Origin of the sequence: Parafrankia sp. Ea1.12 (genome assembly GCF_900465275.1) — a bacterium.
Lineage (GTDB): Bacteria > Actinomycetota > Actinomycetes > Frankiales > Frankiaceae > Parafrankia > Parafrankia soli.
Genome location: NZ_UBIZ01000033.1, coordinates 1 through 582 on the forward strand (window position 1 = coordinate 1; position 582 = coordinate 582).

The 582-nt window shown below is 69.2% G+C and carries 1 pseudogene; it reads left to right on the forward strand.

The features are described from left to right. Positions 1-119: 119 nt before the first annotated feature. Positions 120-582 (forward strand): annotated as a pseudogene (locus FMEAI12_RS37545) (group II intron reverse transcriptase/maturase); the annotation flags it as partial.

A 582-nucleotide genomic window follows, 5' to 3' on the forward strand; every position in this document is an offset into this window, starting at 1 on the left:
GGTCAGAGAACCATGGCATGCACGGAATCTCCAAGCACGAGAACCGGGAGATCCCGCGTCCGCCCGTCGGAGTGATGACCGGCGGGACGTCCAGGGAACGCCGAGGCGGTAATCCTGGGATGCACGGACACGGGAAGTCGGACACGCCAATAGTACCTGTGAACCTGCCGAACAAGCCCGTGCGAGCGGGTGCGGAGGCGGGGGAGGGAAGGGGCGTGGCCAAGGGGAACACGACCAGCGAAACACGTCCCGGACGCAGAGCCGGGCCAGGCGTGTCAAGCCCGTTGGATCGTGTGCGCCTAGCCGCACGGCAGGACAAGGGAATACGGTTCACCGCGCTGCTCCACCACGTGGACCTGGACCGTCTGCGGGCTGCCTACCGGGCGATCCGCCCGCAGGCCGCGCCGGGCGTGGACGGGGTGACGTGGCGGGAGTACGGGCAGGACCTGGAGGGCAACCTGCGGGACCTGCACGCCCGGATCCACTCGGGGCGTTACCGGGCGAGTCCCTCGCGGAGGGTGTACATCCCGAAGGCGGACGGGCGGCTGCGGCCGCTCGGTATCGCCACGCTGGAGGACAAGA